Origin of the sequence: Paenalcaligenes sp. Me52 (assembly GCF_050487965.1) — a bacterium.
In the GTDB taxonomy this organism is placed as follows: Bacteria; Pseudomonadota; Gammaproteobacteria; order Burkholderiales; family Burkholderiaceae_B; genus Paenalcaligenes.
The window spans coordinates 2,294,461-2,321,199 of record NZ_JBKQFO010000001.1 but is presented as its reverse complement, the minus strand read 5'-3'; the positions used below and the strand labels follow the sequence as shown (position 1 = coordinate 2,321,199).

Genomic DNA, 26,739 nt, shown 5'->3' with positions numbered 1-26,739 from the left:
GATGAAAATGAGAACAGTTTCACTGATGATCGGTTTGATGATGGCCTGCTCAGGCGTGCAAGCTGAAGAGGCTGTCAAAATCGGTTTTATGAGTGAATTGTCGGGCCCTCAAGCAGCGCTTGGGCAAGACAAACTTGATGCTTTCATGATGCTGGTAGAGCAAAATGGCGGCAAGCTAGGTGGTGTGCCGGTTGAGGTCATCAAGCGTGATACACAGCTGAAACCTGAAGTCGCTAACCAAATCGCTGATGAGCTCATCGAAAAAGAAAAAGTAGCCATCGTGACAGGGTTTTCATTCACCAACATCATGATGGCGGTAGCAAAGAAATTCGCAGATGCCAATGTCATCGTGATGAGTGCTAGTGCTGGCCCAGCACCATTGGCCGGTGAGCAATGTGATCCTCATGTATTTGTCATGAGTAAACAAAATGATCAGTTTGCTGAAACCATGGGTGTGTATGCCAAGAACCAAGGCTACGAACGCGTGATTACGCTGGCACCAAACTATCAAGCGGGTAAAGACTTTGTACGTGGCTTCAAAGTGGCCTACGCCACTGAGCTGCAAGACGAAATCTACACACCGTTGAATCAGTTGGATTTCTCTACTGAAATCTCTCGCATTATGGCTGAACAGCCTGATGCCGTGTACGTGTTTTATCCCGGTGGTTTGGGCGTCAGTTTTGTGCGAGCCTACCAGCAGTCGGGTTTAATGGGGCGCATCCCATTGATGAGCGTTTCTACAGTTGATGGCACAACATTGCCTGCGCTTAAAAGTTCGGCTGTAGGTGTACTCAGTGCATCTGATTGGGGCCCAGACTTGGATAACGCGGCTAACCACCAGTTTGTACAAGACTTTACCGAGAAGTACGGGCGTATTCCTTCTGAGTACGCTGCACAATCTTACGATGCCGCTAGATTGCTAGATTCTGCGCTGACACAAGTAGAAGGCAATGTAGAAAATACTGAAGCTCTGCAAGCGGCTATCAAAGCGGCTGAATTTGAGTCAGTGCGCGGTAACTTCCGCTTCAACACCAACAACTACCCCATACAAGATTTCTATGTCTTTGAGGTAGTGAATCAAGATGGTGATACCACCTTGAAGACAGTGGCCAAAACCTTGACGGATGCCAAGGATAGTTATTACCAGGCGTGCCCGATGCAGTGATGTTTTGGAATCTCTTTTTTTCGCAGCTGCTCAACGGCGTACAGTTGGGCATGCTGCTGTTTCTTTTTGCCGCTGGTTTGACCCTAGTGTTGGGGATCATGAATTTCGTGAACCTCAGCCATGGGTCTTTCTACATGATGGGCGCCTACTTTTCGGCCACCACGTTTGCACACACGGACTCATTCGTGTTGGCAGGGTTGGCAGGAGTAGGGGGAACCATGTTGTTGGCCATGGCGCTAGAGTTTGTTGCATTGCGACGCTTGTATGCGCGAGAACACTTGGATCAAGTGTTGGCCACACTGGGCCTAATCTTATTTTTCAATGAAACAGCCCGCATGATTTGGGGCGCTCAGCCCTTTTTTGCTAGCGTGCCAGAGTGGGCCAATGGTGCTGTCAGTATTTTTGGCATGTTCTACCCCATCTATCGCTTGTTAATTATTGCGATGGGGCTGGCGGTAGCCGTGCTGATTTATTGGTTAATACACCGTACCAAGGTAGGTATGTTGGTGCGCGCTAGCTCTACGCATGTGGATATCGTGTCGGCGTTAGGTGTGAATGCCAAACTCCTGAATACCTTATTGTTCAGTGTGGGAGCAGGGCTTGCCGCGCTAGCTGGATGGTTGGTGGGGCCTATTGTGTCTGTGCAGTCTGGTATGGGCGATAACGTGCTGATTTTGGCCTTGGTGGTCATTGTGATTGGCGGTATAGGCTCCATACGCGGTGCATTTTATGCGGCGTTGATTATAGGCATTGTGGATACGATGGGGCGCGCGTATATGGCTCAAATCCTGCGTGGATTCTTAGAGCGTAGTGTGGCTGATGCGGCAGGGCCGGCGTTAGCGTCTATGCTGATTTATTTGTTTATGGCTATTGTGCTCGCGTTTAAACCGCATGGGCTATTTCCGGTCAAGCGTTAAGGATATCTATCATGACATCACCTTCGCGAGACAAGCCGTGCTGCGTTGGCAGTACTCTCTTTGGTTTTTTGCCTGAATCCATTCAGTGGCGATCTGTGCGCACCATCGCTGCGCTGTTGCTGATTGCACTGTTGTTGATTGTGCCGATGGTATCGCAGTGGTTGGGGCAGAGCTTTTATCTGACCTTGGCTACGCGCATTGTGATTTTTGCGATTGTGGCCAGTGGTCTGAACCTGATTTTAGGTTTTGGTGGGCTGGTGAGCATGGGGCACGCTATGTTTGTGGGCATAGGTGCTTATGTGGTGGGCATCAGCAGTTTCCATGGTTTGCAAGATGGTTGGACGCAGTTGGGATTGGCGGTGCTTATCACTATGGGAGTCTCAGCGATAACGGGGCTGGTGTCTTTACGCACGCGCGGTATAGGGTTCATTATGATTACCCTAGCGTTTGGGCAAATGTTCTATTTTCTGTTTGTCAGCCTGAAGCAATATGGCGGTGATGATGGCTTACTGATAGCGCAACGTAGTCAGTTCGCCTTTTTGCCTGACCTGAATAATAGGGTGGCACTGTATTACGTCACTGTCGCGGTATTGCTGATCGTGATGTTCTTGATTTGGCGTGTTGTGCACAGCCGTTTTGGGTATGTATTACGAGGCTTTCAGTCCAATGAGCAACGAATGGTAGCGGCTGGGTTTCCTCGTTTGCGTTATCAGTTATCCGCGTATGTGGCATCGGCTGTGATTTGTGCGATAGCCGGTGTATTACTGGCTAATTTGACGTTGTTTTCATCCCCTTCGTACTTGTCGTGGCAAGCCTCTGGTGACTCTGTGCTGATGATTGTGTTGGGCGGCATGGGTACTGTCATGGGGCCTTTATTAGGTACGGCCGTGTTCTTGTTGTTGGAAGAGGCCTTATCGGGCATGACGCAGCACTGGATGGCATGGATAGGCTTGTTTATCTTCCTGATTGCATTGTTCTCTCGTAAAGGGTTGTGGGGAGCGTTAATAGGGCTGTCCTCTAAGGGGGTAAAGTCATGAGTTCTCTACTTACCGTGCAGGGGTTGCAAAAACGCTTTGGTGGCTTAGTGGCTACTGACGATGTGTCGTTAGAGATTAAAACCGGCGAGTACCATGCATTGATAGGCCCTAATGGTGCAGGTAAAACTACCTTAATGGGTTTGCTAGTCGGTGAGCTGAGACCAGATGCAGGCACTATACAGTTTCAGGGCAATGACATTACCTCGTTAGCGGTGCATCAACGTTCCTTGCAAGGTATTGCGCGATCGTACCAAATTACACAGTTGCTCAAAGGCTTTAGTGTGCTGGAAAACGTCATGATGATGATTCTGGCGCGCACGGGGTCTGCGTGGCAGGTGTTTAAGCCGGTAAGACAAAACCAAGCGGTTAGCGATGAAGCTATGACCGCGTTGCAGCAAGTAGGGCTTTCCCAGCGCGCGCACGATGATGTGATGGCGTTGGCGCACGGCGAACATAGGCAGTTAGAACTCGCCATGGCGTTGGCAATGAAACCTACGCTGTTGCTATTAGATGAGCCGTTGGCAGGGATGAGTCGTTCAGAATCTCAGCAAATGATTGCCTTGCTGCAAGAGCTTAAAGGCCAGTACAGTATCTTAATGGTAGAGCACGATATGGAAGCAGTATTCCAGTTGGCTGATCGTATTTCCGTCTTAGTGTATGGCCGCATTATTGCGTGCGATAGCCCACAAGCTATACGCCAGAACGACGCAGTGAGCCGTGCGTATTTGGGTGACGAGGAATAAGGCATGGCGACTTTGTTGAAGGTGGACGATGCGCAAGCCAGCTACGGCAGTAGCCATGTGTTGCACGGTGTGAGTCTTGCATTGCAAGAAGGCGAAGTGCTTACCTTGTTAGGCCGTAATGGCATGGGTAAAAGTACACTGCTGAAGTGCATCATGGGTTTACTGCCGTTACGACAAGGCTCTATTAGCATTTTAGGAAAGCGCACTCAGAACTTAGCTGCTTTTGAGGTGGCGCGGCTAGGTGTGGGATACGTACCCGAAGGCAGGCAGATTTTTCCTACCTTGAATGTAGAAGAAAATTTAGTGGCTACGGCGGCGAATAGGCATGGCGCAAAGCCAGCATTTGATTTGAAACGTATCTACGAGTTTTTCCCACGATTGGAAGAGCGTCGCAACAACATGGGTAACCAGTTATCTGGTGGCGAGCAGCAAATGTTGGCAATTGGCCGGGCGTTGATGACCAACCCCAAACTGTTAATCTTGGATGAGGCCACAGAGGGCCTGGCGCCCTTAGTGCGCGCTGAGATTTGGCGGGTTTTGGGCGAGCTAAAGCAGACTGGGTTGACGATGATTATCGTGGATAAGAATCTAAAACCGTTGTTAGAGCTAGCTAACCAGCATGTGGTGCTAGAAAAAGGGCACGTGGTGTGGTCGGGAAGCAGTCAAGCCTTACAAGATGATAGAGTGATGGTGGAGCAATATCTGGGCGTGTAGTGCTCTGGTAGTGAATAAAAAAGCCTGAACTAAGTTCAGGCTTTTTTGTGTGTGGCGTACCGCATTTATTCGTCAATCTCTTCACCTAGCAATGCAATGCGTGCTTTTTGGGCCTCACGAATATGCAGGGCTGCGGCATCGCTAGCGGCTTGGCTATCACGAGCAATAATGGCGTTGATGATGTTACGGTGCTCTTGTATGACTTGTTGGGCGCGGCCTTGGACTTCGAATGTGGTCTTGCCAAGCAAAATCATGGAATCACGAATAGAGTTCAATGATTTAAGCAGATAGCGATTGTGTGCAGCGTAAGCCAGAGCATGGTGGAAAATGCGATTATGGCGCGCTTGTTCTGCGGGAGTGGTGGCCGCTTCGTAGCGTTTCATGATCTCGTTTAACGAATAGATCTCGGCGTCGCTTGCGTGTTTAGCGGCCAGACCTGCCGCTGTGCTTTCCAGCACCACACGCATATCGTAAAGCTCCATGACTTCCTGGTAGCCTAAACGCGTGATTTGCATGCCGCTATACGGTGCGCTAGTGAGTAAGCCAGCGGTTTCCAAGCGTCGCAGCGCCTCGCGTACTGGTGTGCGACTCATTTTGAGCCATGTGGCAATTTCTACCTCGGTAATGCGATGACCCGGTTTGAGAGCGCCTTCGCGTATACCGTCTAGGATTTTTTGGTAAGCCAGTTCGGATCTAGAGGTGCGATCGTCCGATAGATCGTGTGAGTCGGTCATGGGGGAGGCGGCTGGCGCAGTCATGTATCAAATAGCCATAGGGCTTAATTGTGTAGTCAAGCTATTGTAGGGGGCTTGGCCTTAAAAGCAAAAGCGCGCTTTAACGTAAAAGCAGTACAACAGCCACAACCGTACACACTATGGCAAAGAGGCGCTGCCATAGCGGGGCAGGGATGCGGGGTGCAATCAGACGGCCACCCACCATCCCCATGATGGTGCACCAAATAAACAGCCATTGTTGTGCGGTGATGGATAAGCCATGGGTGAACGCAGAAACCACCGTGGTAGCGGAAACTAGAGCAATCACCATCAACGATGTGGGGACAATGTTATCCATCTTGGCGGTGCTGAAATAGGCCAAGGCAGGGACAATAATGAAGCCGCCGCCAATCCCTAGCAAGCCAGTAAAAAAGCCAGAGACAGCACCTATACCAGCCAGCGTAATTGCTGTGGCAGGAGTCCAGACGAATTTACCGTTGTGGGGCGATAGTGTGCAGGTTTTATGTGGTAGTGGCCCAGTGTCATTCATTGGGAGCCGCTGCTGTTGTGTGGCTTGAAACCACATCCGTAAGGCGACTAGAAACAGCACAATGGCAAAACAGACATTTAACCAGTCTGGGTTAGTGACGTGTGCCATCTTTAAACCTAAAGGGGCAGTTAATCCGCCGGCCACGGCCATGAGTATGGCGGCTTTGTAGCGTACATTACCTTGGCGTAAAGCTTGTAACGCGCCTACTAAAGCAGCCGCGCCTACCGCAATTAAAGCGATGGGGGCTGCTTGAGGGAGCGTTAAACCTAAACCAAAAATCAGGGCGGGTACTGCCAAAATACCGCCGCCAGCACCGGTTAAACCCAGAGATAGCCCAATCACCAACCCTAAAAGAATAGACCACATATTCTAAATTTCTAAAAGAAATAAACTTATATCAATAAATAATATGATAAGTGATGCAAAGCGCTTTGGCGAGTAAAGCAATGTGTGGTCTTGTGTCGGAGTAGTGCTTCGTAGGGGGGGCGTTAGTGTTGCTGCCTTGATGTAGCAGCAGTGTTTTGTGGGGAGTACAAGAAGGGCGCGCGTGGCATGGTGAAAGCCTAGAGTTCGAAGCGCAGTAAGGTGCGTATGCGACGAGAAATGTTCGTGCGATGACGAAATAGCAGAGCAGAAAAGCAAAAAGCGCTTATGTGTGAACATAAGCGCTTTTTTGAATCTGGCTCCCCGAGCAGGGCTCGAACCTGCGACCTGCGGATTAACAGTCCGTCGCTCTACCGACTGAGCTATCGGGGAATCGGTAAAGAAAGAACTATAGCATAGTTTCAAAAAATAACACAAGCCCCTTGTGAAGAAGATATGACTTATTTGTAGCGGGACATGTTTTGAATTTTGGTTCATGCATGAAAACCCTAGCCCTCTATCTCTTTACTTACATGTTTGTTAGTTTTTGACAGCATTTTTTTATATTTCGGGATTTCCCTAGTTTAAGAGGCAAACAAAAATCCAGATACTTACATCTAACAAAACTGACAAACATGTAAGTTAATAGAGGTGGATTGATGGGAAAGCAAGTTTTTGCATCAGGCTCGTGTCTAGTGCAACCCACGGGCAGCGAGAGTTACTGGCAGCCTGTGCCTGCGAATGGTTTTGTACGTTGCTTGTTTAATAGCAAGGCGCTAGAAGCGAAAGCAGCATTTTCGGCAGGTACGCAAACCATTGATCCAGGCTGCTATGTACGTGAACACATGCACGATACACATGAGGAAGTGATTTATATCTACGAAGGTGAAGGCTTCGTGGTGTTGGATGGTGTGGAACATGCGTTAGCGCCAGGAGCATCGTTGTATTTAGCTTCTAAGAGCACGCATAAATTTGTGAATACGGGGTCAGGGCCGTTGTCGTTCTTCTGGATGTTGATGCCTGGTGGTTTGGATGACTTTTTCAAACAAATCGGTAGAGAGCGTCAGGCGGGTGATGTGCCTCCTGAGCCATTTCCTCGTCCTGACAATATTGAGGAAATAGAAGCCAACACCGTATTTGGTTGGACTAAGTCGTAAAAGGAGAGGGCTGTGTATATAGAAGAGCGTGATTACCGTATTAAACCTGGCTTAGTAAACCAGTTTGTACGTACCTATGAAGAGCATGGGTTGGCATTACAAAAACAGTATTTGGGCAAATTTCTGGGGTATTTTATCTCTGAGATCGGCGAGCTTAACCACGTGGTGGCATTGTGGTCCTACGAGAGCTTAGATGAACGTGACAGAGCGCGTAGTCAAATGCTGGCTGATGAAAAGTGGCAAGCGTATTTGGCAAAAGTCATTGATTTGATCGATACGCAGCAGACACGTATTTTGAAACCGGTATCGTTTTCGCCTATAGGCTAGTGGTGAGCAGTATGAAAAAAGTAGCTGTAATAGGTGGTGGGATTATCGGTAGTTCATGGGCCGTCGTGTTTGCTCGTGCTGGGATACAAACCAGCGTTTACGATCACGATGTGAACAGCGTTGAGCGTATCAAGTCGGTTATCCGAGAGAGTGTAGAGAACTCCAACTCGTTATTGATGCAGGGCGATAGCGTTGACGCCGTGATGTCGCGCATCACTATACACACTAGTTTGGCAGAAGCGCTATGCGATGCCGATTACATACAGGAAGCAGCATCGGAAAATCTGGCATTGAAGCAGCAGCTCTTTGCCGACATGGCCGCTCAGGCAAAAAATACAGCTATTTTGGCAAGCTCTACTTCTACGTATGGCGCGAGTTTGTTTACGCGTGATTTGGCACAGCGTGAGCGTTGTTTGGTTGTGCATCCTATGACGCCTCCTCATCTGATGCCTATTGTGGAAGTGGTAGGGGCAGAGTGGACTAGCCCCGAGGTGATTAAAACAGCCTGCACCTTTATGCAGCAGTTGAGGCAAAGGCCGGTGGTTTTGGAAAAAGAGGTGTCCGGCTTTGTATTGAATCGTTTGCAGGGCGCGTTGTTAATGGAAATGTTTGAGTTGATCGCTGATGGGGTGATACGCCCAGCCGATGCCGACTTGATCATTAGTCAGGGGTTGGGGTTGCGGTGGTCGGTGGTAGGCCCGTTGGAGGGCATTGATTTAAATGCACCTACAGGTATACAGGGCTACCTGGAACGTTACGGACATATTTTTAATGAGATGGCAGAAGCCAAGGGGTTACGCCCCCCGGTGGATACGCCATTAATTCAAACCTTGCATCACGCTATGCGGGCCTCATTGGGCTTAGAGAGCCTAGATGCCAAGCGTGCGTGGCGTGATCAAGCTATGGCAGCGGTGCAGTTACAACTCAGAGAAATAGAGGAGCGCGCATGATACGCCTAGTTAAGTTGGTTGATAGTTTGAACTGCGCTATTCGGTGGGTGTTGGCGGTGTGCTTGTTGGGCATGACGTTGTGCACTTTATGGCAGGTGGCGGTGCGTTTTCTATTGGGGACGTTCAGCTTGAACATTGCTGCGCCGTGGACAGAAGAAGTGGCACGTTACTTGATGATTTGGGTGATCTTTTTGGGTGCGTCTATTGCGTGCCGAAAAGCGCAGCTTATTTCATTAGACGTGGTGGTGTTTAGTTTGCCCAAGAAAATCGGGGTGTTCTTACGCTACGTCTCGTTAGTGGTGTGTTTGGGGTTCTTTGTGCTGATGGTGCAGCTAGGCATGGAGTTCTTGGAGTTTGGTGCGATTGAGTCTAGTCCGGTGCTGTCCATGCCTAAAACATGGGTGTACGTAGCAATGCCCTTGGGTTTTAGCCTCATGATCGTGAACACAGTAGCCCTCATTATCGAAACCATTTCCCGTGGTGAAGATATTCGGTTTACCAATGGCGAAAATATAGAGTAGGAGACGATCATGATGGGATTTGGAATTATTCTGCTGTTGGGGTTGTTTTTACTGAGTGTGCCAGTTTCGCTCAGCTTGGGTATCGCTCCTATTCCTGCTGTATTGGAAAAAGGTTTGCCGCTGATCGTATTGCCGCAAACCATTTTCGAAGCGATGGATTCATTTGCCTTGATGGCGATTCCGTACTTCGTGTTGGCCGGTAGATTGATGCAAAGCGGTGGTATTGCCAAGCGTTTGATCGAGCTGGGTATGGCACTGATTGGTTGGGTTAAAGGTGGTCTGGGTGCAGCGACTGTGTTGACCACCATGTTCTTCTCTACCATTAGCGGTTCGTCGTCGGCGACTACGGCGGCTATTGGTGGGGTGATGATTCCGGAGATGGAACGTAACCGTTACCCGCGTGCTTTTTCGGCGTCGGTAGTGGCGGCATCAGGTGAGTTGGGTGTGATTTTGCCACCTTCTGTACCGATGATTGTGTATGCCATGTTGACGGGTACGTCGGTTGCGCAAATGTTCTTTGCAGGGATCATTCCTGGTTTGATGATCGGTTTCTCTTTAATGCTGACCATCATTATCTGGTCATCCATTAAAGGCTACGGCGATACCAAACGTGTGTCTTTTAAAGAGTGGTTTGTAGGCGTAATGCGCGCGTTGCGTTCGGCATTCTTGTCCCTGATGCTGCCTGTTCTGATTTTAGGTGGGATTTACGGCGGGATGTTCACGGCTACAGAAGCGGCTGTGATGGCAGTAGCGTATGCGTTTGTAGTGGGTACCTTTATTTATAAGGAAATCAGCCTTAAAGAATTGCCGGCAATTTTATGGGAATCCGCGATTACGTCAGCCATTGTGATGTTGATTGTGGGCTTTGCTGCAGTGTTTGCGTATGCCTTATCGCTGTATCAAGTTCCTCAGTACATTGCATCGGCCATTTTGTCGGTTTCCGATAATCCTTATGTGTTCTTGCTGATAGTGAACGTAGCGTTGCTGGTGATAGGTTTGTTTATGGAAACCTTTGCTGCCATTTTGATTCTGGCCCCAGTACTCGCACCAGTAGCAGTGAGCTTGGGCATTGATCCCGTGCACTTCGGTTTGATTGTGATCGTCAACTTGGCAGTAGGGATGGTGACTCCTCCGGTTGGTGTGAACTTGTTCTTGGTTTGTGGTATTGCCAAAGTATCAATGGAAAAGTTGATGCGACCACTGTCTGTATTTCTTGGCATCTTATTTATTAATTTAATGCTGATTACCTATGGGCCATTGTTGTTAAAAACTTGGTTCAATTAAAAATAACGTTGGGAGACCGTAGCATGAAAAAAGTAGTCAAATTTATGGCTGGTATGTCGCTGTTAGCGGTGGCATTGGGTGTAAGCGCAAAACCAATCGAAATCAATATTGGTCATGCGCTGAGCGAAAACAGTTCTTATCAAGCAGCAGCCGAGCATTTCGCCAAGCTGATGAATGAAAAAACCAATGGCGAAGTAACCGTAAAGATTTTCCCGTCCGGCACATTGGGTGGTGAGTTGAAACTGGTGCAAGGCTTGCGTACTGGTGTGGTGGATGCGTCCATCATGGGTCAACCTTCGTTGGAAAACACCGTGCGTGAGTACCGTGTATTGTCGCTGCCGTATTTGTTCGACAACTACGAAGAAGCCAACACCATCATGCAAGGCCCGGTAGGCGATCGTTTGCTGGAAGAGCTGGATAAATACGGCATGGTAGGTCTGGGTTGGGGAGCGATTTATGCGCGCAGTATGGCATCCATGAAACCCATCAACAATGTGGAAGATATGGGTCACCTGAAAGTGCGTGTGATTCAGTCTCCGGGCTATGTAGAGGCGTACCGCTCCTTGGGTTCTCAGCCTACACCTACCGCCTACGGTGAGCTGTTCTTGGCGTTGCAAAACGGTGTGGTAGATGCGGCTGAGTTGAGTCCTGATCAAACGGTGGGCGACGGTTTCTCTGAGACCATCAAGTACTACACCGTGAGTGAAGTGCACCAGTTGCCTAGCTTGTTCATTATGTCTAAGGCTAAATACGCCAGCTACCCAGAGGATGTACAGCAAGCCATTAAAGAAGCCTCGCAATCAGCAATGGAAGTAGCGTTGCAGTATCAGGATCAAAAAATGGCAGATGCGTTTACCACTATGGAAACTAAAGGCATCACTATTGTGCGTCCTGACCTGACACCGTTCAAAGAGAAAGCACGTGCTGGCTGGCCACGCATTATGCAAGACTCTCCTGGCGGTGAAGACTTCCTGCGTCAAATCGAAGATGCTCGTAAACAGTAGTAGGGGCTAGGGCAATGACGTCTTACTTTGAGTCTGGTGTGGATGGCGCAACCTTTGCGGTAGAACGTACAGGGGAAGGTCCTGCTGTATTGCTTATCAGCGGTTTGGGCGGAAGCGCTGCCTTCTGGAAAGGTGTGAGTGCCGCACTAGCGGCGCAGCACTATCACGTGATTTGTATGGATCAACGAGGGATTGGTGGTTCAGAGCGCGGTACAGCCAAAGTAAGCATTGCCCAGTTGGCGGAAGACTTTCATCAACTTTTAATGCATTGCGGGGTTGAGCTGGCGCATGTTGTAGGCCACTCAACAGGCGGGTGTATTGCACAGCAGTTGGCCTATGCCCATCCAGAAAAAGTGCGCTCTTTGGTATTAGGAGCAACCTGGGCAGGGCCTAATGCATACATGCAAAACCTGTTTGCATTACGAGCGCAATTATTGCGCTTGGACCCGCAATGCTATGAGCAGCAAGGCGTGTATTTATCGTATCCCGCAGAATGGATATGGAAACACAACGCCTTTGTAGCAACAGGAAAAAAATGGGGGCCAGAGCAGGTCCAGACAGTGCAGGAGCGTATAGAGGCATTGTTGCAGTTTGACGGTAGAAGTCAGGCGGCAGCCTTGAGTGTTCCTAGTTTGATTTTGAGCGCTGAGGACGATGCTGTGGTTCCGCATGCATTACAAAAAGAGCTACAGACTCTAGTTGCAGGTGCCACCTTGACCAGTTGGCCAACGGGTGGACATTTCTTTCCCGTCACCTTGTCACATATCTATAACGATACTTTATTGAATTGGTTTTCGAGGTTTGAACATGATAAATAGCGTAGCGTTTATCGGCTTCGGTGCCATAGGCCAAGATGTTTTTAAAACATTGCAGCCTATGTTTAGTGCACAACAAACGAAGTTGCTGGTACTCAGACGACCAGACCCTCTTCAAGCGGAATTGCCTGAAGGCGTGATTGAATGTGCGTCGCTAGAAGAGCTTTTAGCGTTTAAGCCGCAACTCGTGATTGAAGCGGCGGCACAAGCTGCTGTACGGGAATACTTACCTGCATGTTTAGAGTTAGGTATTTCGGTGGTGATCACGTCTATTGGTGCGCTAACTGATGCGACGCTAGTAGATGAGCTGGTCCGTATTGCAGGAGAAAACGGGTCGCAAATCCTATTGCCTTCGGGTGCTATAGGTGGATTGGACTACCTGCAGTCAGTACGTCATGCGCCTGATTTGCAGGTGGTGTATGAGTCTCGTAAACCTGTGGCGGCCTGGTTGCCTGAATTGGCCGAGCTCAACATAGAGCCAGCGTCAGTTTCTACGGAAATGCTGCTGTTTGAAGGTAATGCAGCAGAAGCAGCACAGCGCTATCCCAAAAATCTGAACGTGGCAGCCACCTTGGCGCTTGCGGGTGTGGGGATGCAGAAAACTAAGGTCAAAGTCATGGTGGATCCAACGCTTGCGCAAAACCAGCACGTTATACACATCACTAGTCAGTTTGGCAGTATGCGTTTGGTGTTGAGTAATACGCCGTCGCCGTCTAACCCTAAGTCGTCGTGGGTGGTGGCGCAAAGTATTGCGAGCGTCGTACAGCGTGAGTTTTCTATCTTAAAAGTGCGCTAGGAGCCAGTAATGAAACTACAGCATAAAGTGGCTGTCATTACTGGAGCAGCCTCAGGTATTGGGGCTGCAACAGCGCAGTTATTTGCGGCCGAAGGCGCAAGCGTTGTCGTGGCAGACAAAGATTTGGTTGCTGCACAAACGCTGGTACAAAGCTTGGTGATGACGGTTGGGGCATCGGCGCTGGCTGTGCAGGTGGATGTGGCTGATTCTATTTCTGTACAGCAAATGCTGCAGCGTACGCAGGATCATTTCGGACGCGTTGATGTACTGGTGAACAATGCCGGTTTTGGTCTGGCTAGTACGGTAGAAAACACCTCAGAAGACGATTGGACGCGATTGATGCGTGTGAACGTAGATGGCGTGTTTTACGGTTGTAAGTACGTTATTCCTATGATGCGTCAACAAGGGGGCGGGGTTATTGTGAATACCGCTTCGGTAGCGGGTCTAGTAGGCTTACGTGAACGGGCTGCATATTGTGCGTCTAAAGGTGCCGTGATTGCACTCACACGGGCGATGGCTTTGGATCATGCTGCCGAAAATATTCGGGTGAATTGCGTAGCACCAGGAACGGTACAATCGCCGTACTTTACTGACATGCTAGCAAAAGCCGAGGACCCACAAGCCTTATTACAGCAGCTTTCCGCAAGGCAGCCTGTGATGCGGTTAGGGCAACCGGAAGAGATTGCTAAAGCAATTTTGTTTTTGGCCTCGGCGGATTCGTCATTTAGCGTAGGTTCAGTATTGGTGACGGATGGTGGTTTAAGCGCCGCGTAATTTAATTTGGTAGGAATTAGTTAATTTATAGGCATGAAAAAAGAATTGAATGAAATGCTCTCAATGAAAGAGCGCATCAAGCAAGAGGCTACGCGTATGTTGATCGCGCACGGTAGTGCGGGGTTTAGATTTCAGCAGATCGCCGAAGAGCTTGATTGTACGCGGGGTAATGTGCACTACCACTACCGACATAAGCATCAGCTTATAGAGGAAGTTACCGTAGAGTACTGCCAACGTACGATAGGGCATTTTGATCAAATTTGGCTGTCCGAGAATGATTTAAGCGAAAAGATACAGCAAAGTATGCAATTTAATCGCTCGCGCTATTTGATCTTCAATCCTTCAGGCAGCACAGGCCATCCGTGGAGTTTGATTGCGCGCATGCGCTCTGAGCGCGATCAAATTACGCCGCTGGCACGTGAGGCGGTGACTCGCTATACCAAAGAGCTGCAGGCCTCTGTGTTCTCTGGCATGCATCAAGCTGTGGCGCGTGGTGAGTTATGCAAAGACACCCCCGTAGAAACAGTGTCGTTGCTGCTGGTGGAAATTGCCAATAGTGCGGACCCCATTACCCGTGATGCGGGTAGCTTCACACGTTTACAGATGATGTATGAGGCGTTTGAGCGCTTGGTGCGTGATGCCTATGGTAGAAAATCGGCTGTGCAATAAAGCAGTTTAGCTAGCTAAGGTGGTTTGCCTTGGCTACGCATCACAAGCCCAGTAGGTAATAGGCCTGCTGGGTTTTTTTGTGGCCATCAAACGGCGCCTAGTTGTTCAGCTTGTGTGCTGGGTGGTGTCTCAAAGATATATAGCTATTGATAGAAGGCCGAGGGCGTCATGCCGAAGTGGCGTTTAAACATGGCGGTATAGGCGCTTTGGCTGTTATAGCCGTGTTCTAACGCTACCTGAACGATGGGAGTGCCTTGCGCCAAGCTTTCCAGCGACAGTAGTAAGCGGGCTAACTGACGCCATTGTCCAAAGGTAATGCCGGTGTGGTGTCTAAATTGCCGATGGAAGGTTTTGGTGCTCATGGCCAGTTGCGTTGCCCATTGGTCGGCAGTGGTAGGTGTGTCGGGCTGTTTAGCTAGTTGTGTGCACACCCGTTTTAGCCGCTTGTCTTCAGGCCACGGCAGGTAAAAGGGCAGAATAGGCAGGGTTTGTAGCTCATCCAGAATCAGGCGCATTAATCGCCCATCACGGCTGTCTAGTTCGTAATCCAGTGGTATTTTCGAGGCCTCTAGCATTAGCTCACGCAATAAGGGTGAGACATTTAACACGCAATCGGTATTGGGTAGGTTGGGGGCGGCATCAGGATCTATAAACAGCGTACGCATACTGACAGCACCGCTCATGCGTACTGTGTGTTTCACGTCTGCCAGTAACCACACGCCCCTAGTGGGTGGCACCACCCAACGGCCACGACTGGTTTCTATCACCATTACGCCTTGGGTGGCATAGAGAAACTGTGCTCGAGTATGAGTATGGGATGCTATGAGATGGGCGTGTGGGTATTCCACTGCCAAACCAGTAACGGGACGAGCCGCTGTTTCAGAAGGCAAGTGTACTAGAGGGTCTACGCTCACTATGTCCCTTTTGCGATAATAGATGACTCATTATCTTAATACAGTCTTTGGGCTTTGAATCAACATAGCCTTTTTATGTGTGTAGAGGATGAGCATGAGATTCTGGTTGTTTCCCTTTCTGGCCATCGCCATTTGGGCCGGTAATGTGGTGGTTTCTAAGATGGCATCGGGGGCCATATCCCCTTTGGCAATTACCTTTTATAGATTGGCGTTGGCCATCAGCATCATGAGCTTATTCATTGCTGGGCCGGTATGGAAAAACCGGGTGCAAGTGAAACGGTATTGGCCAAAGCTGATGTTCTTAGGTTTTCTGAGCATGGCGTTTTACCAATGTTTGTCGTACTGGGCGGCGGATACCTCTACAGCGACTAACATGGCGATTATTACAGCATTAACCCCATTGCTCACCATGTTGGTGAGCTCGTTAGTGTTACGTGAGTATCCTACGGTGGGGATGGTGCTGGGTGGGGCTATTGCCTTGTGGGGCACGGCTTACCTTATTAGTGGTGGCGCACCGCTAGAACTCATCAAGGGAAATTACCGTATAGGCGATGTGTTGATGCTTACGGCTGCTATCAGCTATGCGTTTTACAGTGTGTTATTGCGTAAATGGCAGATAGCGTTGCCAGCATGGCAGTCCACCTATATGCAGGCGATCTCGGCGTTGGTGTTTATGTTGCCCATGTTTTTATGGGTGCCCAAAGGCCAAGCTATGTTGGATACCGCGACGATTCCGTTGATTTTGTATGCGGGTATTTTGGCGTCTGTGGTGCTGCCATTTTTCTGGATTAAGGGTATAGAGTATTTAGGCCCTAACCGTTGCAGCGTTTTTATGAATTTACTGCCTGTGATGACGGCTGGACTGGCGATTGTGCTGCTGGATGAGCACTTAAAGGCATATCACGTTATGGGTGGTGGCATAGCCTTGCTAGGGGTGTTTATTGCTCAGACGTGGCGAGGCCGTTTTTTTGCTCGTAGATCGGTGTCTAGTGAGCCGTTAAGCGGAGAATGAGAAAAGTAGGGCAGTGCTATGGGTTGCCCATGGTTTTTGCCCTGTCTTTTTGGTGTGCTTAATATGGCAGTGCGATAGGCAAAAGAAAAAGCCCAGCTAAAAATAGCTGGGCTTTTAAATCTGGCTCCCCGAGCAGGGCTCGAACCTGCGACCTGCGGATTAACAGTCCGTCGCTCTACCGACTGAGCTATCAGGGAATAGAAAGAAACTATAGCATGTGTTTCAAATATTATGCAAGCACTTTTTAATGAGCGTCCGCTGGGGGTTTGGGGCTATCGGCACTAGGTTTGATAGGTTTGGCGATCCAGACTAAGCCCAATAGCAGCAAGAAGATAATGGATGATGCCAAGAAAATATCAGTGACCGACATGGTATGCGCTTGTTGCTCAATAATGCGGTTCACCATTTCAGCACCTTGTTGCTGCGTAAAACCTTGATTACGCACCGTTTCCATAACGTAATCAAAAGCGGGTTCTCCTGGTCTTGCTATCTCGGTTAAGTGAGCATGGTGCATGCTGGCGCGATCATCCCACGCGGTGGTGGTGATGGACGTACCAAAAGCCCCCGCTAATAAACGAGCAAAGTTAGATAAACCTGCTGCACCGGGTACACGTTCTGGCGCCAAACCGGAGAGGGTGATGGTGGTCAACGGAATAAAAAATGTCGCCATGGCAGCCCCTTGGATGAAGGTGGGCAGCATGATGGATAAGATATCCACATCCGTATTAAAGCGTGAACGTATGTAGCTGGTTAACGAGAACACCAAAAACGCAAAGGTGGCTAATGCCCTAGGGTCGTGTTTGCCAAGTAGCTTACCGACTATAGGAGACAGCACAATGGCCAGTATCCCCACCGGTGCTAAAGCTACCCCCGCCCAGGTGGCCGTATAGCCCATGGTGCTTTGTAGCCATAGCGGCATCAGTACTACCGAGCCAAAGAACACCCCGTAGGCAATAGATACCGATAACACGCCAGCGGTAAAATTGCGCTCTTTGAATAGCGTTAAATCTACGATGGGGTGTTTGGCAGTGAGTTCCCAGATCAGGAAGTACACAAAAGCCACCACAGACACAACGGCCAGAATAACGATGAACGGGCTGGCAAACCAATCCAGTTCTTTACCCTTATCCAGCAAGATTTGTAGGGCACCTACCCAGACTATCAGTAGTGCCAACCCGATGGTGTCTATAGGAAGTTCACGGCGTCTAGACTCGCGCTCATTGTAGATTTGCCATGCAGCCCAGCCTGCTAGTAAGCCAATGGGGACGTTAATATAGAAAATCCACGGCCAAGTGTAGTTGTCAGAAATCCACCCCCCTAATAAGGGGCCGGCAATAGGCCCCACCAAAATGGTCATGGACCACATGGCGAGGGCAAAGCCCGCCTTATCGCGGGGGTAACTCCCTAGCATCAAGGCTTGTGACAGCGGGATCATGGGGCCAGCAACGGCACCCTGTAATACCCTGAAAAGCACCAACGATTCTAGCGACCAAGCGAAACCGCATAGCCACGAGGTCAGCACAAATAGCAGTACAGACAACGTGAACAAGCGCACTTGTCCGAAACGTTGCGTGAGCCACCCCGTTAACGGTACGGTGATGGCGTTGGCCACTGCGAAAGAGGTTATGACCCACGTACCTTGTGTGCTACTTACCCCCAAATCGCCAGCAATGGTAGGAATGGACACGTTGGCAATAGAGGAGTCCAGCACGTTCATGAATACCGCTGCAGACAGGGCAATAGTACCCATCACCCGGGCACGGCCTTGCAGCGGCGGGTAGATGATGGGCCCTTCTGCGGGTTTGCTGTCAGTAGTGGCGTCACTCATGATGCAAGATTGGCCTGAATAATGGCAGCAATGCGTTGGTTCACTGCATCGTCATTTTGTTGGAAGATATCGGTGCTGAGATGAGCAGGGCCGCCGGAGATATCTTCTGGTTCGCTATCCAAATCTACGATGACCAGCATCGATAAACCGATGCGTAGAGGGTGCTCTTGCAGCTCTTTAGGGTCTAAGCGTATGCGTACGGGCAAGCGTTGCACCACTTTGATCCAGTTACCGCTAGCATTTTGTGCGGGCAGTAAAGAGAACGCACTGCCTGTACCTGCCGCTAAATTTTCTACAACGCCGTGGTATTCCACGGTAGAACCATAGAAGTCTGCATTCAGCGTTACTTTTTGGCCTGCGCGCATGTCTTTAAGCTGGTTTTCTTTGAAGTTAGCCTCAACCCAGAGTTGATCCAACGGGACCACAGACATCAGCGTCGTACCTGCAGCAACGTGTTGACCTACTTGTACCGAGCGTTGTGCCACCATACCGCTAGTAGGCGCATCCACGCGTGTGCGGGTAGTGGCTAGCCATGCATTGCGGTAATGGTCAGCAGCCAGTTGTACGTCAGGGTGGTTTTCTACAGTAGTACCTGCTGTTAATGCCAGATTAGTATTCAAACGAGCTTTAGCGGCTTGTATGGCAGCTTCTGCTTTATTGAGGGCGCTACGTGCAGTTTTAACGGTGGCTTCAGCGTGCAGGATTTCTTCACCGCTTACCCCGCCAATTTTGCGCAGGCTTTGACGACGACGTAAGTCACTTTCTGCTTTTTCCAGTGTCACTTTAGCTTGGCGGGCTTCGGCTTCTTGTACTTGTACTTCTGCTTCTAAGGCATCATTTTGCGCAAACAGAGTACGAGTTTTACGTACGCTTTGTGCCAACTGTGCTTCCGCCTGTTGCATGGCAATATTGACATCAGTAGGATCTAACTCAATCAATGGGGAGCCTTGCTGCACCATCTCGGTGTCATCCGCCAAGATGGCTTGTACAGTACCCGTTTGGCGGGCAGAGATCTGCACCATGTTGCCATGCACATAGGCGTCTTCAGTGCTTTCCGTATTACCTGCGAGAAACAGTGCCCACACGGCATAGGCGATGCCTATCAGAACAAAAGCCGTAGTAATGCCGGTGAGCAAGCGTTTACGTTGCGAAGAGGGTTGTGTAGTCATGATTGTTTGTCTGTGTTTGGGCTGTATTATTGATCTTGAAAACCACCGCCTAGCGCGGTAGCCAATTGAGCATCGGCATTAAAGGCTTGCACTCGTAGATCGGTAGTCAGTAAGGCTTGTTGGGTGACGGTGTTTTGCGCAAGTAGCACTTGCACGTAATTCCCCAAACCTGACTTATAGCGTTCTACAGCAATGTCTCTGGCTACAGAAATAGCCTCGTAGGCTTGCATTTGTTGCTGTTGCCTTGCTTCCAAGGTGTGGATGGTGCTGATGGCATCGGCCACTTCACGCACGCTGTCCAAAACACGTTGGTTGTATTGCGCGATGGCTTCATCGGTTTCTGCTTGGCGGGCATGCAACTGCGCATTTAATGCGCCACCGTGGAAAATAGGCAGGCTAATCGCTGGGCCCACGCCATATACGCCGCTGTCACCATGCAGCAGGTTATCTGCTCCCAACGATAAAAAGCCGGCAAAAGCATTCAAATTAATATTGGGGAAGAAGTCTGCTTTGGCCGCTTTGATTTTGGCTTGGCTGGCTTCAATGCCTAGCTTGGCAACTAAAATGTCAGGGCGTCTACCCAGCAATTCCAATGGGATATTGGCGGGCAGTAGCTGCGCTGGTAATTGCAGCGTGACGGCTTGCAGCTTTTCACCCGCAGCAGGGCCTTCGCCCATGAGGCTGGCCAACTGATTACGTAGCAGTTGTGCGTTGCCTTCAGCTTGCAGTTGTTGGGCACGGGTGCTAGCCAAAGATGAGCGTGCTTGTTGCAGCTCTACTTCAGTGTCCAAGCCGGCATTAATACGCTGCTCGGTAATAGTCTGAATTTCTTGATATTGCTGTTCCAGTGTTTTCAACATGGCGGCTTGGGCCAAAGCATTTTGCAAGTTGAAATAGCTTTGGATAACAGCGCTAATTAGCGCATTGCGTGCCACCTGAATGTCTGCCGAGGCAGCCTCTTCTTGCGATAGCGCACTGGCATATAACGCACGATTTTTACCCCAAATATCCAGATCAAAACCTATGTTTAAGCGCAGCGATGTATCGGTATACATAGAGCCGGCATAGGGGGCTGGGGTGCTGTAGCGTTCCGAGTAGCGCTGGCGGGTCAAGTTGTAATCCGCATCAGCTTGAGGCAGTTGTACCGCGCGGGCGCTACCTACCGCAGCTTGCGCTTTACGTAAGCGGGCTTGCACTATTTGTAAGCTGGGGCTTTGCTGCAAAGCGTGTTCGATGACGTCATTGAGCTGTGGATCGTGGTACCGCACCCACCACTGATCCTCTGGCCAGCTGATTTGGCTGGATTGCAGACCAAGGGTAGAGCCTTCTACTTGAGATAAGGGCAGTGGTTGTGTGTCTATAGCGGCACAACCACTAAGAAGGGCAGCAAGTACTAGAGGATAGATTCGCTTCATGCTTACATTTAGCTTAAACATGCTGACTAAGCGCTTACTGCTTAGGCAGCTATTTGTGAAAAAAATAGTAAAGGGTTCAAGAGTCGGATTCGTATGAACGTAAGGCTGCTTCGCCATTTTGACGTAAGCGGTCTAGAAAAGAGAGTAGTTGAAAAATTTCGGTGGTGCTAAAGCCGTCTAAGTGCACGTTCAAGGCCTCGGCGATTTCAGGCAGAATTTTGCCGGAAACTTCATGGCCTTCTGGTGTTAGGCTTAGCAACACTACACGTCTATCTTGCTCACAGCGTTGACGCGATAACAAGCCTTTAGCTTCCAGTCGGTCTAGTGTGCGCGTCATAGCTCCTGTGTCCATACCCATTTTTTTGGCAAGACCGGCAGGTGTATTAATGTGCTCGTGATAGCGCAGAGTGACTAGAGGGCGCCATTGCATGGCAGTGAGCCCTAAGTGTGCAATGCGCAACGCAATCACCGCATGTATGGAACCCAATACATGTTTGGTGAGTAGCCCCAAGTTGGCCTGGGTTTTCAGAACATCTGTTCCTTCTTTGTAGAAAGAAGATTTTGTCATGGCGTCGCGTATATGTAGCACTGCATGCAAAAAATTGCGTGAAGAATGCATTGTATGGTGTACTTATCTGCCTAGGCAATCTTTTTTACATCTTTAGCATCAAACCCCCATGCATAATGAAGCTCGCGCGGCGTTGCGCTCTAACTCTTTGTACACCGGGCTGTTACTGGCAGGCCTTGGTTCCATTTTGTTTTCAGCTAAAGCCATTGTGGCCAAGCTGACGTATCAATATGGCGTCAATGCACTGACGGTGTTGGGGTTTAGGATGCTGTTGGCGCTACCCGTGTTCTTGCTGATTGCGTATTGGCAGATGCGCAAAGTGAAAGCAGGGCAGCTAAAGCCTTTAACGCTTAAGCAAATGTTCGAGCTGCTGGTGTTGGGCTTTTTAGGCTATTACTTAGCTAGCTTGCTGGATTTCATGGGCTTGGAGCGTATTTCAGCCAGTTTAGAGCGGCTGATTTTGTTCTTGTCACCCACCTTTGTTCTGTTGTTATCGGCAGTATTTCTGCGTAAAAAAATCTTGCCCAAGCAGTGGTTGGCGCTTGCGTTATCGTACTTAGGAGTAGGGTTGGTGTTTGTGCAGGACTTATCCTTTTCTGGGGATGATGTACTGCTAGGTTCGTTTTTTGTGCTGGGTTCAGCGCTGTCTTACTCTATTTATTTGATTGCTTCTGGTGAGCTTATTAAGAATATAGGTTCGACGCGATTGGTGGCGTACGCCATGAGTATTTCCGCTGTGTATACACTGATCCACTTGATCTCGGCACAAGGGTGGGGCGTCTTGATACAGCCGGCTCCCGTGTATGGGTTATCGGTGTTGCATGCTGTATTTCACACTGTATTGCCAACGTTTATGACCATGTGGGCAGTAGAGCGCATTGGCGCCCCCATGAGTGCTCAGATGGGGTTGGTAGGGCCCGTCTCTGTACTGTTCTTGGCCAGTTGGTTCTTAGACGAGCCCATCACCGTGGTGCAAATTCTCGGTACGGTGTGTGTGTTAGCCGGGGCTTTAGTATTAGGTAAAAAACGCTAATTTCGTGCTTAGATAAACCACGAAGCTGGGCTGCGGTAAAGGGCTACACCGACTATATACATAAAGATCAGCACCGCAATGACGGCTGCAATGGCGCGGGTTTGTGGTGTGCGACCACGCTTAATGGCGTAGGTGCCCACAATAATATACGCCACTAACAATACGATTTTGGTGTATAGCCACGGGGCTGCGGCGGCGGCTCCCAACATGCCAGCCATCCCCAAACCACAGGCTAACAGCACGGTATCAATCACATGAGGGGCGATGCGTACAAATTTCTTTTGTAGCAGCGCAGAGCCTGATACCGACCACCAGGCACGAATAATGAAAAAACAGATGCTGAGTACGGCAGCCGTGACGTGAGTGTGTTTGAGGGCTAAATACATAAAAGTCCTGTTTTAAAGGCGATAAAGTGGTCTCAGTATAGGTCACGATTTTGCACGGCGACCACCAAACCCTACAGTCTTTCACGTCATTGATTGCCGCTTCATTTTAATATTATAAAAACATAATATATAATTATGTATATTGATTGAGACTATGTGGAAATATCTCCATAGCGTTTCACATGTGTGGTGTGTTTAAGGAAAGGCAATGCATATCAATTGGGAGGCGTTTACGCCCTGGGCGTCTTTGGCTGGCGGCGCATTAATAGGTGCAGCGGTCAGTATTTTGCTGTTGATGAACGGTAGAGTATTGGGAGTAAGTGGCATCGTAGCGGGGCTATTTAAAAACTCAGGTGTGACATGGCGGTGGTGGTTTATTGCCGGTGTTTTTGCTGCACCTTGGTTGTATGGTTTGATAGGTGGTGCGTTGCCACAGCCGTCAGAGCAATCCGTACTGGGTATTGTGGTGGCAGGGTTATTAGTAGGTGTAGGTACTAGATTGGGCTCTGGCTGTACCAGTGGTCATGGGGTGTGTGGTCTAGCGCGTTTATCGAAGCGCTCGTTGGCGGCAACAGTGATGTTTATTGTGGCAGGTGGTGCAACGGTATATCTCTTGCGTCACGTATGGGGAGGGCTGTAATTATGGGAGCGCTAGGTGCATTAGTAGCAGGGCTACTTTTTGGCGTGGGGTTAATGCTATCGGGCATGGGGCAGCCTACCAAAGTGCAAAACTTCTTGGACTTTTTTGGTCAGTGGGATCCCTCGCTGGCATTTGTGATGGTAGGGGCAATTGCTGTCGCTTGGTGGCCTTTTCACACTGCTAAACATGCAGTCAGTCCACCTGTTGCTGCGGTGGCGTTTGAGTTACCTACTTCAACGAAAATTGATGCTCGCTTGTTGATAGGGGCTGCTTTGTTTGGCGTAGGTTGGGGTCTAGCGGGCTATTGTCCGGGGCCAGCCTTAGTGTCATGGAGCGCGCTTATCGGCACTGCATGGTGGTTTGTACCTGCCATGTTGGTGGGGATGTGGCTAAGTGATCGTTTCTTAGCTAAATAAGTAGGTGCATCGCTCGCAAAGCAGCAGGGCTTAACCTAGATGGCTTTGCGAGTTTCTTTCTTCTAGCGGCAGTTTGCTGAGATTTTCCAAAATGCCGCAGTCACTAACCTGCCCAGGGTGCTGGCACTGTTGGTACAAATCACGCAATTGCGTTTCCAAAGATTGCAGCTCTTGAATGCGTATGGTCACGTGCTGCAAGTGTTCTTGTATTAAGTCATTGATGGGGCTGCAGTCTGGCGTAGGACCAGCTTTGCTGTAATCCAGCAGTGTACGAATCTCTTCATGTGTCATGTCCAGGCTGCGGCAATTACGTATAAAGCGCAGTTGCTCTACATGTTTGTCGGTGTAACGGCGGTAATTGTTGTCACCCCGTATCGGTGGCGGCAGCAGTCCTATACGTTCGTAATAGCGTATTGTTTCTGTACCGCAACGGGCTAATTGAGCTAATTCACCAATTTTCATGATGTTTGTCATCCTGATAAAGAATGAGGGCTTGACCTTAAAGCCACTACAAGGTGTGTACTGTTCAAAACATTGTGAGAAAGAGGTTTTGTGTATGACACGTTTACCGCATGAACATAATCATGATCATAACCATGATCACAGCGATCATGAACATAATCATAGCGATAGAGCTGAACAGCAGCCTACATCGTGCTGCGTGCCCTCAGATTTGACAGCCTCTGCGGTTGAGAAGTTTGCCGGTGCGGGTGATAACCAGCAACAAACTATTTTGCGTATTGAGCAAATGGATTGCCCTAATGAAGAGGCTCTGTTGCGCAAGGCATTAACACCACGCGCAGAGGTTGCTGGGTTGGAGTTCAACTTGATGCAGCGGCAATTAAGTGTAGTGCATCAACCTGGTTTTCGCGAGGCTCTGATTAAGATCGTATCCGGTTTAGGGATGAGTCCTGAACTGTTGGAAAGTAAGGGCGCAGCTCTATCGTCGCGCTCATCTGCTGATACCAAACCCTCATGGTTTGCTGCTTGGGGGCGTATTAGCGCTGGGGTTGGCTTAGCCTTGGCGGCAGAGGTTGCCGCATGGTCCTCGGCTCCCTTCTGGTTAGTAGTGACGATGTCCGTAGCGGCGATCTTGTTGTCTGGTTTGAGCGTATACCGCAAAGGCTGGATCGCCATTCGTTATTTGGACTTGAATATCAATGCCTTGATGAGCATTGCGGTAACGGGTGCCGTATTGCTAGGTGAGTGGCCTGAAGCCGCGATGGTGATGTCGCTATTTAGCTTGGCGGAAATTATCGAAGCTCGATCGTTAGACCGAGCACGACAAGCGGTAGACAGTCTCTTAGCCTTGGCACCCGAAACCGTAGAGGTATGGAATGATGCTGATGGCTGGGTATCTGCACATCCCTCAGAAGTGGCATTAAATACACTGGTTCGCGTAGTGCCAGGTGGCAGGCTGGGGTTGGACGGCGTTGTTGAAACCGGTCAATCCGCGGTGAACCAAGCATCCATTACGGGCGAAAGTTTGCCGGTTAGTAAAAGTGCAGGTGACAGCGTGTTTGCAGGCACTATCAATGGTATGGGTGAGCTGCAATACCGCGTCTCCTCGGCTTATGACCAAAGCTTGTTGGCTCGCATTACCTATGCGGTACAAGATGCGCAGCAAAACAAAGCGCCTGTACAGCGTTTTGTAGATAAGTTTTCGCGCATTTACACGCCTATAGTGGTGTTGTTTGCGATTGCGATTGCTGTGATCCCTCCGCTGTTCATGGGTGGTGTGTGGGCCGATTGGCTGTACCGTGCTCTGGTGTTGCTGGTGATTGCTTGCCCATGCGCCTTGGTGATCTCTACGCCTGTAGCAGTGGTGAGTGCTTTGACACACGCCGCTAGACAAGGGCTGTTGGTGAAAGGTGGGGCGTATCTGGAAAAACTGCGTCAAGTGCGTAATTTGATGGTGGATAAAACAGGTACGCTGACTGAAGGTAGACCTGTATTGCGTGACCACTTCATCCGTGAGGATGCAGAGCCTAGCACTACCTTAGCGGTAGCTCATGCGTTGGCAAGTTTGTCTGATCATCCAGCATCACAAGCCTTGGCCGAAGCGAAATTGTCTGATGACCGTTTGGCCATGGTTGGGTTTGAGGCCATTCCTGGTAAAGGCGTGCAAGCGGTACTAGTAGAAAAAACCTACAGTTTGGGTAGCCGCGCGTGGGCTGAGGCACAAGGTGCAGTTGATAACTCCACGGCATTGCAAGAGTGGGAGCAGCGTTGGCAGTCGGAAGGGGCAAGCTTTGTGTTCCTGTATGACGGCAAACAGATTGTGGCTGCTTTTGCCATCAGTGATCCAGTGAAAGCGGGTGCGCCAGCAGCATTACAAGAACTGAAGCGATTGGGTGTAAATGTGTACTTGGCTTCGGGTGACAATCCTTATGCGGTAGGTTCGGTTGCCAACACATTGGGTATTGCGCAGTACAAAGCTGAAATGCTGCCAGAGCAAAAGTTGGAGTGGTTGCAGCAGTTGCAACAACAAGCCCCAACAGCGATGGTAGGTGACGGTATTAATGATGCGCCAGCCTTGGCTAAAGCTGATGTGGGTTTTGCGATGGGGGCGATGGGGTCTGATATCGCTATTGAAACCGCCGATATTGCCATCCTGAATGACGATTTAGCAAAACTACCTGCTAGCTGGAAATTGTCTCAAGAGCTACACGTAGTGTTGGTACAAAATATTACAGCAGCACTAGCCATTAAAGCCGTGTTCTTAGTATTAGCGTTGTTTGGTAATGCGGCCATGTGGATGGCGGTATTGGCTGACGTAGGGGCAAGCTTGCTGGTGATTATGAATAGCTTGCGTATCTTAAAGAAGTAAATTTCATCGCATAAAAAGCCGCTGTATCG

Annotated in this window: 29 protein-coding genes and 2 tRNA genes; 20 read left to right on the top strand and 11 right to left on the bottom strand. The window is 49.6% G+C overall.

Features of this window, described 5'->3' with window-relative positions:
* Nucleotides 1-7 precede the first annotated feature (7 nt).
* Genes ACLO87_RS11015 through ACLO87_RS10995 form a run of 5 tightly spaced genes read left to right on the top strand, consistent with a single transcriptional unit; the run spans nucleotide 8 to nucleotide 4,576 of the window.
* The gene (locus ACLO87_RS11015) at nucleotides 8-1,165 is read left to right on the top strand and encodes an ABC transporter substrate-binding protein (protein WP_430223682.1); all 1,158 of its coding nucleotides are present in this window, start codon (nucleotides 8-10) and stop codon (nucleotides 1,163-1,165) included.
* A complete protein-coding gene (locus ACLO87_RS11010) occupies nucleotides 1,165-2,082 on the top strand; it encodes a branched-chain amino acid ABC transporter permease (RefSeq protein ID WP_135865530.1) in 918 nt (305 codons plus the stop codon). Before ACLO87_RS11015 ends, ACLO87_RS11010 begins: the two co-directional genes overlap by 1 nt.
* A gap of 11 nt (nucleotides 2,083-2,093) precedes the next feature.
* Nucleotides 2,094-3,119, top strand: coding sequence for a branched-chain amino acid ABC transporter permease (locus ACLO87_RS11005; protein WP_430223681.1), 1,026 nt, complete (start codon nucleotides 2,094-2,096; stop codon nucleotides 3,117-3,119).
* Nucleotides 3,116-3,862: an ABC transporter ATP-binding protein gene (locus ACLO87_RS11000; RefSeq protein ID WP_135865532.1), complete on the top strand. Its 747-nt coding sequence runs from the start codon at nucleotides 3,116-3,118 to the stop codon at nucleotides 3,860-3,862. Before ACLO87_RS11005 ends, ACLO87_RS11000 begins: the two co-directional genes overlap by 4 nt.
* Nucleotides 3,863-3,865: 3 nt before the next feature.
* Nucleotides 3,866-4,576, top strand: coding sequence for an ABC transporter ATP-binding protein (locus ACLO87_RS10995; RefSeq protein ID WP_430223680.1), 711 nt, complete (start codon nucleotides 3,866-3,868; stop codon nucleotides 4,574-4,576).
* A 65-nt stretch (nucleotides 4,577-4,641) separates the two neighbouring features.
* Here the strand turns inward: ACLO87_RS10995 and ACLO87_RS10990 are convergent, their stop codons facing one another.
* From ACLO87_RS10990 to ACLO87_RS10980, 3 genes are all read right to left on the bottom strand, one after another.
* Entirely contained in the window at nucleotides 4,642-5,334 is a 693-nt protein-coding gene (locus ACLO87_RS10990) for a GntR family transcriptional regulator (protein ID WP_430223679.1), read from the bottom strand.
* A 76-nt stretch (nucleotides 5,335-5,410) separates the two neighbouring features.
* Complete coding sequence (locus ACLO87_RS10985) at nucleotides 5,411-6,205, bottom strand: sulfite exporter TauE/SafE family protein (RefSeq protein WP_430223678.1); 795 nt, start codon at nucleotides 6,203-6,205, stop codon at nucleotides 5,411-5,413.
* Between the two features lie 314 nt (nucleotides 6,206-6,519).
* Nucleotides 6,520-6,595: transfer RNA gene (locus ACLO87_RS10980), tRNA-Asn, on the bottom strand.
* 266 nt (nucleotides 6,596-6,861) lie between these two features.
* On the opposite strand from ACLO87_RS10980, the gene ACLO87_RS10975 reads away from it, so the two are divergent.
* The 10 genes from ACLO87_RS10975 to ACLO87_RS10930 are packed head-to-tail and all read left to right on the top strand — an operon-like array spanning nucleotide 6,862 to nucleotide 14,499.
* Nucleotides 6,862-7,359: a cupin domain-containing protein gene (locus tag ACLO87_RS10975; protein ID WP_135863222.1), complete on the top strand. Its 498-nt coding sequence runs from the start codon at nucleotides 6,862-6,864 to the stop codon at nucleotides 7,357-7,359.
* A gap of 12 nt (nucleotides 7,360-7,371) precedes the next feature.
* Nucleotides 7,372-7,686 carry an NIPSNAP family protein gene (locus tag ACLO87_RS10970; RefSeq protein ID WP_135863221.1) on the top strand — a complete coding sequence of 105 codons (315 nt, stop codon included), beginning with the start codon at nucleotides 7,372-7,374 and terminating at the stop codon, nucleotides 7,684-7,686.
* A gap of 11 nt (nucleotides 7,687-7,697) precedes the next feature.
* Nucleotides 7,698-8,636, top strand: a complete 939-nt coding sequence (locus tag ACLO87_RS10965) for a 3-hydroxyacyl-CoA dehydrogenase (protein WP_430223677.1) — start codon at nucleotides 7,698-7,700, stop codon at nucleotides 8,634-8,636.
* Nucleotides 8,633-9,157, top strand: coding sequence for a TRAP transporter small permease (locus ACLO87_RS10960; RefSeq protein WP_430223676.1), 525 nt, complete (start codon nucleotides 8,633-8,635; stop codon nucleotides 9,155-9,157). The genes ACLO87_RS10965 and ACLO87_RS10960 overlap by 4 nt, the downstream gene beginning before the upstream one ends.
* Before the next feature lie 12 nt (nucleotides 9,158-9,169).
* Nucleotides 9,170-10,441, top strand: coding sequence for a TRAP transporter large permease (locus ACLO87_RS10955; RefSeq protein WP_135863244.1), 1,272 nt, complete (start codon nucleotides 9,170-9,172; stop codon nucleotides 10,439-10,441).
* Nucleotides 10,442-10,464: 23 nt separating this feature from the next.
* The gene (locus tag ACLO87_RS10950; RefSeq protein WP_430223675.1) at nucleotides 10,465-11,445 is read left to right on the top strand and encodes a TRAP transporter substrate-binding protein; all 981 of its coding nucleotides are present in this window, start codon (nucleotides 10,465-10,467) and stop codon (nucleotides 11,443-11,445) included.
* A 14-nt stretch (nucleotides 11,446-11,459) separates the two neighbouring features.
* Nucleotides 11,460-12,263, top strand: a complete 804-nt coding sequence (locus ACLO87_RS10945; protein ID WP_430223674.1) for an alpha/beta fold hydrolase — start codon at nucleotides 11,460-11,462, stop codon at nucleotides 12,261-12,263.
* On the top strand, nucleotides 12,253-13,056 hold the full coding sequence (locus tag ACLO87_RS10940) for an aspartate dehydrogenase (protein ID WP_430223673.1): 804 nt from the start codon (nucleotides 12,253-12,255) through the stop codon (nucleotides 13,054-13,056). Before ACLO87_RS10945 ends, ACLO87_RS10940 begins: the two co-directional genes overlap by 11 nt.
* Before the next feature lie 9 nt (nucleotides 13,057-13,065).
* Nucleotides 13,066-13,830 (top strand): SDR family oxidoreductase, encoded by a 765-nt coding sequence (locus tag ACLO87_RS10935; RefSeq protein WP_135863211.1) that lies wholly within the window; start codon nucleotides 13,066-13,068, stop codon nucleotides 13,828-13,830.
* A 33-nt stretch (nucleotides 13,831-13,863) separates the two neighbouring features.
* Nucleotides 13,864-14,499, top strand: coding sequence for a TetR/AcrR family transcriptional regulator (locus tag ACLO87_RS10930; RefSeq protein WP_430223672.1), 636 nt, complete (start codon nucleotides 13,864-13,866; stop codon nucleotides 14,497-14,499).
* 143 nt (nucleotides 14,500-14,642) lie between these two features.
* Here ACLO87_RS10930 and ACLO87_RS10925 read toward each other — a convergent pair whose 3' ends face one another.
* The gene (locus ACLO87_RS10925) at nucleotides 14,643-15,413 is read right to left on the bottom strand and encodes an AraC family transcriptional regulator (protein WP_430223671.1); all 771 of its coding nucleotides are present in this window, start codon (nucleotides 15,411-15,413) and stop codon (nucleotides 14,643-14,645) included.
* A 94-nt stretch (nucleotides 15,414-15,507) separates the two neighbouring features.
* Between ACLO87_RS10925 and ACLO87_RS10920 the strand changes: the two genes are divergently transcribed.
* Nucleotides 15,508-16,425, top strand: a complete 918-nt coding sequence (locus tag ACLO87_RS10920) for a DMT family transporter (protein ID WP_430223670.1) — start codon at nucleotides 15,508-15,510, stop codon at nucleotides 16,423-16,425.
* A 121-nt stretch (nucleotides 16,426-16,546) separates the two neighbouring features.
* Here the strand turns inward: ACLO87_RS10920 and ACLO87_RS10915 are convergent.
* The 5 genes from ACLO87_RS10915 to ACLO87_RS10895 all read right to left on the bottom strand — a co-directional run bounded on the left by ACLO87_RS10915 (nucleotide 16,547) and on the right by ACLO87_RS10895 (nucleotide 21,405).
* Nucleotides 16,547-16,622: transfer RNA gene (locus ACLO87_RS10915), tRNA-Asn, on the bottom strand.
* 47 nt (nucleotides 16,623-16,669) lie between these two features.
* Complete coding sequence (locus ACLO87_RS10910) at nucleotides 16,670-18,253, bottom strand: DHA2 family efflux MFS transporter permease subunit (protein WP_430223669.1); 1,584 nt, start codon at nucleotides 18,251-18,253, stop codon at nucleotides 16,670-16,672.
* Nucleotides 18,250-19,422: an HlyD family efflux transporter periplasmic adaptor subunit gene (locus tag ACLO87_RS10905; RefSeq protein WP_135866784.1), complete on the bottom strand. Its 1,173-nt coding sequence runs from the start codon at nucleotides 19,420-19,422 to the stop codon at nucleotides 18,250-18,252. Before ACLO87_RS10905 ends, ACLO87_RS10910 begins: the two co-directional genes overlap by 4 nt.
* A gap of 26 nt (nucleotides 19,423-19,448) precedes the next feature.
* A complete protein-coding gene (locus tag ACLO87_RS10900) occupies nucleotides 19,449-20,837 on the bottom strand; it encodes an efflux transporter outer membrane subunit (protein WP_430223668.1) in 1,389 nt (462 codons plus the stop codon).
* Nucleotides 20,838-20,913: 76 nt separating this feature from the next.
* Nucleotides 20,914-21,405: a MarR family winged helix-turn-helix transcriptional regulator gene (locus ACLO87_RS10895; RefSeq protein WP_135866817.1), complete on the bottom strand. Its 492-nt coding sequence runs from the start codon at nucleotides 21,403-21,405 to the stop codon at nucleotides 20,914-20,916.
* Between the two features lie 109 nt (nucleotides 21,406-21,514).
* Here ACLO87_RS10895 and ACLO87_RS10890 point away from each other — a divergent pair, with 109 nt between their 5' ends.
* Entirely contained in the window at nucleotides 21,515-22,438 is a 924-nt protein-coding gene (locus ACLO87_RS10890; protein WP_135866815.1) for a DMT family transporter, read from the top strand.
* A gap of 8 nt (nucleotides 22,439-22,446) precedes the next feature.
* On the opposite strand, the gene ACLO87_RS10885 is transcribed toward ACLO87_RS10890, so the two are convergent.
* Nucleotides 22,447-22,824, bottom strand: coding sequence for a SirB2 family protein (locus ACLO87_RS10885; protein ID WP_135866813.1), 378 nt, complete (start codon nucleotides 22,822-22,824; stop codon nucleotides 22,447-22,449).
* 208 nt (nucleotides 22,825-23,032) lie between these two features.
* Between ACLO87_RS10885 and ACLO87_RS10880 the strand changes: the two genes are divergently transcribed.
* The gene (locus ACLO87_RS10880; RefSeq protein ID WP_135865614.1) at nucleotides 23,033-23,464 is read left to right on the top strand and encodes a YeeE/YedE family protein; all 432 of its coding nucleotides are present in this window, start codon (nucleotides 23,033-23,035) and stop codon (nucleotides 23,462-23,464) included.
* Between the two features lie 2 nt (nucleotides 23,465-23,466).
* Complete coding sequence (locus tag ACLO87_RS10875) at nucleotides 23,467-23,880, top strand: DUF6691 family protein (protein WP_430223667.1); 414 nt, start codon at nucleotides 23,467-23,469, stop codon at nucleotides 23,878-23,880.
* A 30-nt stretch (nucleotides 23,881-23,910) separates the two neighbouring features.
* Here ACLO87_RS10875 and cadR read toward each other — a convergent pair whose 3' ends face one another.
* Nucleotides 23,911-24,342, bottom strand: coding sequence for a Cd(II)/Pb(II)-responsive transcriptional regulator (cadR, locus tag ACLO87_RS10870; RefSeq protein WP_135865616.1), 432 nt, complete (start codon nucleotides 24,340-24,342; stop codon nucleotides 23,911-23,913).
* 94 nt (nucleotides 24,343-24,436) lie between these two features.
* On the opposite strand from cadR, the gene ACLO87_RS10865 reads away from it, so the two are divergent.
* Nucleotides 24,437-26,710, top strand: coding sequence for a heavy metal translocating P-type ATPase (locus tag ACLO87_RS10865; protein ID WP_430223666.1), 2,274 nt, complete (start codon nucleotides 24,437-24,439; stop codon nucleotides 26,708-26,710).
* The last annotated feature ends 29 nt before the right edge of the window (nucleotides 26,711-26,739 follow it).

Excerpts from the sequence above, each read along its gene's own strand:
- ACLO87_RS11015 (WP_430223682.1), top strand. The coding sequence starts at position 8 with ATGAGAACAGTTTCACTGATGATCGGTTTGATGATGGCCTGCTCAGGC.
- ACLO87_RS11010 (WP_135865530.1), top strand. The coding sequence starts at position 1,165 with ATGTTTTGGAATCTCTTTTTTTCGCAGCTGCTCAACGGCGTACAGTTG.
- ACLO87_RS11005 (WP_430223681.1), top strand. The coding sequence starts at position 2,094 with ATGACATCACCTTCGCGAGACAAGCCGTGCTGCGTTGGCAGTACTCTC.
- ACLO87_RS11000 (WP_135865532.1), top strand. The coding sequence starts at position 3,116 with ATGAGTTCTCTACTTACCGTGCAGGGGTTGCAAAAACGCTTTGGTGGC.
- ACLO87_RS10995 (WP_430223680.1), top strand. The coding sequence starts at position 3,866 with ATGGCGACTTTGTTGAAGGTGGACGATGCGCAAGCCAGCTACGGCAGT.
- ACLO87_RS10990 (WP_430223679.1), bottom strand. The coding sequence starts at position 5,334 with ATGACTGCGCCAGCCGCCTCCCCCATGACCGACTCACACGATCTATCG.
- ACLO87_RS10985 (WP_430223678.1), bottom strand. The coding sequence starts at position 6,205 with ATGTGGTCTATTCTTTTAGGGTTGGTGATTGGGCTATCTCTGGGTTTA.
- ACLO87_RS10975 (WP_135863222.1), top strand. The coding sequence starts at position 6,862 with ATGGGAAAGCAAGTTTTTGCATCAGGCTCGTGTCTAGTGCAACCCACG.
- ACLO87_RS10965 (WP_430223677.1), top strand. The coding sequence starts at position 7,698 with ATGAAAAAAGTAGCTGTAATAGGTGGTGGGATTATCGGTAGTTCATGG.
- ACLO87_RS10960 (WP_430223676.1), top strand. The coding sequence starts at position 8,633 with ATGATACGCCTAGTTAAGTTGGTTGATAGTTTGAACTGCGCTATTCGG.
- ACLO87_RS10955 (WP_135863244.1), top strand. The coding sequence starts at position 9,170 with ATGGGATTTGGAATTATTCTGCTGTTGGGGTTGTTTTTACTGAGTGTG.
- ACLO87_RS10950 (WP_430223675.1), top strand. The coding sequence starts at position 10,465 with ATGAAAAAAGTAGTCAAATTTATGGCTGGTATGTCGCTGTTAGCGGTG.
- ACLO87_RS10945 (WP_430223674.1), top strand. The coding sequence starts at position 11,460 with ATGACGTCTTACTTTGAGTCTGGTGTGGATGGCGCAACCTTTGCGGTA.
- ACLO87_RS10940 (WP_430223673.1), top strand. The coding sequence starts at position 12,253 with ATGATAAATAGCGTAGCGTTTATCGGCTTCGGTGCCATAGGCCAAGAT.
- ACLO87_RS10935 (WP_135863211.1), top strand. The coding sequence starts at position 13,066 with ATGAAACTACAGCATAAAGTGGCTGTCATTACTGGAGCAGCCTCAGGT.
- ACLO87_RS10930 (WP_430223672.1), top strand. The coding sequence starts at position 13,864 with ATGAAAAAAGAATTGAATGAAATGCTCTCAATGAAAGAGCGCATCAAG.
- ACLO87_RS10920 (WP_430223670.1), top strand. The coding sequence starts at position 15,508 with ATGAGATTCTGGTTGTTTCCCTTTCTGGCCATCGCCATTTGGGCCGGT.
- ACLO87_RS10910 (WP_430223669.1), bottom strand. The coding sequence starts at position 18,253 with ATGAGTGACGCCACTACTGACAGCAAACCCGCAGAAGGGCCCATCATC.
- ACLO87_RS10905 (WP_135866784.1), bottom strand. The coding sequence starts at position 19,422 with ATGACTACACAACCCTCTTCGCAACGTAAACGCTTGCTCACCGGCATT.
- ACLO87_RS10900 (WP_430223668.1), bottom strand. The coding sequence starts at position 20,837 with ATGAAGCGAATCTATCCTCTAGTACTTGCTGCCCTTCTTAGTGGTTGT.
- ACLO87_RS10895 (WP_135866817.1), bottom strand. The coding sequence starts at position 21,405 with ATGACAAAATCTTCTTTCTACAAAGAAGGAACAGATGTTCTGAAAACC.
- ACLO87_RS10890 (WP_135866815.1), top strand. The coding sequence starts at position 21,515 with ATGCATAATGAAGCTCGCGCGGCGTTGCGCTCTAACTCTTTGTACACC.
- ACLO87_RS10885 (WP_135866813.1), bottom strand. The coding sequence starts at position 22,824 with ATGTATTTAGCCCTCAAACACACTCACGTCACGGCTGCCGTACTCAGC.
- ACLO87_RS10880 (WP_135865614.1), top strand. The coding sequence starts at position 23,033 with ATGCATATCAATTGGGAGGCGTTTACGCCCTGGGCGTCTTTGGCTGGC.
- ACLO87_RS10875 (WP_430223667.1), top strand. The coding sequence starts at position 23,467 with ATGGGAGCGCTAGGTGCATTAGTAGCAGGGCTACTTTTTGGCGTGGGG.
- cadR (WP_135865616.1), bottom strand. The coding sequence starts at position 24,342 with ATGAAAATTGGTGAATTAGCTCAATTAGCCCGTTGCGGTACAGAAACA.
- ACLO87_RS10865 (WP_430223666.1), top strand. The coding sequence starts at position 24,437 with ATGACACGTTTACCGCATGAACATAATCATGATCATAACCATGATCAC.